This window comes from Desulfobacterium sp. N47 (assembly GCF_051233685.1).
Classification (GTDB): Bacteria; Desulfobacterota; Desulfobacteria; order Desulfobacterales; family RPRI01; genus RPRI01.
This window is the reverse complement of record NZ_JBAMMY010000265.1, coordinates 1-3,420: the sequence shown is the minus strand read 5'-3', so window position 1 is coordinate 3,420 and position 3,420 is coordinate 1. Positions and strand designations below refer to the sequence as shown.

General features: G+C 40.0%; 3 protein-coding genes. 1 reads left to right on the top strand and 2 read right to left on the bottom strand.

Going from position 1 to position 3,420, the window contains the following annotated elements:
* Positions 1–337: 337 nt before the first annotated feature.
* The gene (locus VXK47_RS16955; protein ID WP_435549968.1) at positions 338–907 is read left to right on the top strand and encodes a hypothetical protein; all 570 of its coding nucleotides are present in this window, start codon (positions 338–340) and stop codon (positions 905–907) included.
* Here VXK47_RS16955 and VXK47_RS16950 read toward each other — a convergent pair.
* Both VXK47_RS16950 and VXK47_RS16945 read right to left on the bottom strand, forming a co-directional pair.
* Positions 904–2,007: an NADH:flavin oxidoreductase gene (locus tag VXK47_RS16950; RefSeq protein ID WP_435549967.1), complete on the bottom strand. Its 1,104-nt coding sequence runs from the start codon at positions 2,005–2,007 to the stop codon at positions 904–906. The genes VXK47_RS16955 and VXK47_RS16950 overlap by 4 nt on opposite strands.
* A 111-nt stretch (positions 2,008–2,118) precedes the next feature.
* Complete coding sequence (locus VXK47_RS16945) at positions 2,119–3,123, bottom strand: NAD(P)H-dependent flavin oxidoreductase (RefSeq protein ID WP_435549966.1); 1,005 nt, start codon at positions 3,121–3,123, stop codon at positions 2,119–2,121.
* Between the last annotated feature and the right edge of the window lie 297 nt (positions 3,124–3,420).

The window sequence follows — 3,420 nt, the reverse complement described above, 5'->3', positions numbered from 1 at the left end:
TATAAAATGCTTTTAATTCTGTTTCGTAAGAGCCCTTATTCAAATTGGCAAAGAATGCAATTAAGTTTTTGAAGGAAAGAGCAGTATTTCGGATGAAATCTTTAGAAGATTCCTTGTGGCGCTTTTGGAAATCTTCTGAATTGATAGTATTTTCAATCATTGCGATTAATTTTGGCACACATATGGCATTTCATGTTCCATGCCAACTTTGTTGTTTTGAAAGAGTTTTTTTAACATTTATTTCCTCCTTTTGATAAGTTGAAGATATTCAGAATTTACAAATAGCTCATTATATGAATATTTGCAAGTACTTTTTTCTTAATTCAACGGCATTGCTATGATTCGAAGGCACTATAAAACGGTAAGAAACGGAATTTCGGAACTTGATAAAACTCTGCTAAATTTTCCGACACCAGGTCCGGTCAACAACAATCCGCTGGACAAGAAAGATCATACCGCTATTCAACTTGTAACAGGATACTCCGGATTTGGGGTTCATACCCTGCTTTCTGTTCTTACTACTTTTCCCAACACCTACAAGAATATAATCTTTGTTTCTGTGGCAGCCATTGATTCAGGTTCATTTAAAGGAGCAGAAGAAGTTAACGCTCTGGAACAATCCGTAAATAACGGGCTCGAAAAATACGTTGAGCTTGCAAGAAAACTTGGCTTTGCCGCCGATTGCCGCATGACAACAGGTACGGATGTTGTGGAAAGCGCCGTGAACCTTTGCATGGAAATCGCAGCAGAATATCCAAAATCCACTGTATTTACAGGACAAATAACATTCAGACTGGAAAAGTTTTACCATAAGCTTTTACACAATGAAACAGCCTTCGCCATTCAGCGTCATCTTCAATGGCATGGTCTGACGACAGTAATACTTCCTATACGAATGCGTGTTTAGGAATGTTGTTTTTTCTCCGTGACGCAACAAAGACCTTCTCCAGCCAGAGCCGGACCAAAGCATTGATTGTCCGAAATACAGGCGGATTTAGCGATATCTCCTGATTTCCACCGGTTGATAAGACCCGGCTCTCTTATCAAGGGACGACACATGGAAATATAATCTACAGTACCTTCCGCTATTATTTTTTCAGCCATTTTATATGAACGGTTTCCTCCAACAAGAATCAGCGGAACGGATATTTTTTCCCTGAATGCTTTAGCTTCCTTTAGAAAATAAGCTTCCTTTTCTTCAGAATTTATTCCTTTGCGGCTTGGTATAAGTTTACCGCCCGTTAATACTCCGCCACTTAGTTCAATAGCATCTATGCCTTCGGATTCCAGCATTTTTGCCGCCTGAACCGAATCCTTAAGTTCAAGACCGTTTTCTATAAAATCCGCAACATTCATTTTTACCATCACGGGATAATCCGACCCTACTGAGTTTCTTACAGACTTTAATACCTCTATTAAAATTCTTGCCCTGTTTTCTATACTGCCCCCATATTCATCGGTTCGCCGGTTATATGCAGGCGACAGAAACTGGCTTATCAGATATCCATGGGCCGCATGGATCTGAACTCCATCAAAACCTGCCTTTTTTGCTCTATTTGCTGCATCGGCAAAAGCTGCAACAATCTGTTTGATATCCGGTATAGATAGAACAGAATAAGGAACTTTTGTGGTTTTTCCAATATCTGAAACCGCAAAAGCAGGAACTTTGGTTAAATCTGTTCTGGCAAAATATCCGGCATGAGCAATCTGCAGAACAATTTTTCCATTGTTTTTATGTACCTTATCAGCCATATCAGTAAGGCCCGAAAGCAAATCATCACTATAAGCTCCAAGCTGCAAAAAACTTGCCTGGCCTTGTTTTTGAACATAGGCATGTCCGGAAATAATCAGTCCCACACCTCCTTTTGCAAGATCAGTCATACAATCTATAAGTTTGGCTGTAACACGGCCATCATTTTCAGCCAGCCCTTCCCAGGTTGCAGACCGGACAAACCTGTTTGCCAAAATCATTCCTTTTATACTGGTTTCTTCAAATAGCTTTGTCATATTTTCCTCTTATTATTTTGAGGGTTCAAATCAGACCTCACTTACATCTAAGACTTGGACCTTCGAATCACTGAACCCTTTTATCTAAAAATAATATTGCACTTAAAATCATTATCTTAAAGTATGGAATTTTCCTGCCAGCTCCTTTATTATTTCTTCAGCCTGCTCCATAATACGATCTAAAAGTTCTTTGCATGTCGGAATATCTTTTATCAGACCAACGCTTTGACCGGTAGCAAAAGTTCCTTTTTCGATATCTCCGTAATCAAGCATTTGCTTTCCGACAAGGCCTGAAACAAAGGGTACTATATCTTCAATACGCATATTGCCGCGACCTTCTATTTCAAGCACCTTATCTGCCGCATTATTGTGCATCACCCGCTCGGTATTTCTCAAGGATCGCATTATAAGACGTGTGTCAAGTTCGCTGTGATTAATCAAAGCCTGTTTTATATTTTCATGAACCGGTGCTTCCTTTGTTGCAACAAATCTCGTACCCATGTTTATACCGTCAGCGCCAAGCCCAAGAGCTGCAACAAGACCCCGGCCGTCTGCAAAGCCACCTGATGCAATAATTGGAATACGCAAGGCGTCTCTTGTAAGCGGTATCAGGATCAATGAGGTAACATCGTCTTCTCCGGGATGGCCTGCCGCCTCAAAACCGTCGATGCTTACAACATCACAGCCGATTTTTTCAGCCTTGACAGCGTGTCTCACAGATGTGCATTTATGAATAACCTTGATGCCGCCTGATTTTATCTGATCCATATATTTTTCAGGATTTTGACCGGCAGTTTCTATAAAATGAACACCTTCTTCAATACATACTTTAATATATGCAGGATAATCCGGCGGACGCAGTGTAGGCAGAAAAGTTAAATTAATCCCGAAAGGCTTTTCGGTCATCTTCCTGCATCTTTTAATCTCTGCTCTCAGACTTTCGGCATCAGGAAAAGCAAGAGCCGCCATAAATCCGATTCCACCGGCATTTGCAACAGCGGAAGCCAACTCAGCGCCCGCAACCCACATCATACCTCCCTGGACTATGGGCCGTTCTATACCGAACAGTTCGGTGATTCTTGTTTTGATTTTTGCTTTAATATTTGATTCGATCATGAATTACTCCCTATAATTTTTCTGCTCCATACTCCTTGCAGCTTACTTTTATAGCGCAATTTTAATGTTTTGGTCAACCTCAGATTGATGGCCATCAGGATTATTTTGTTCTTTGAACAATAAAAAAAAATTACAATTAATTAAACAAACAAGTGATCAAAGTCCCAATAATAATGTATAGGAAAGATGATCAAAATTATTATTGAGGCAAAATCCATGACATTACAAACGATAACGGTAAGGCCGGTTCTAAAGGAAGAGGAACAAGAATATATCAAGTTGATGGCAAAACACCAT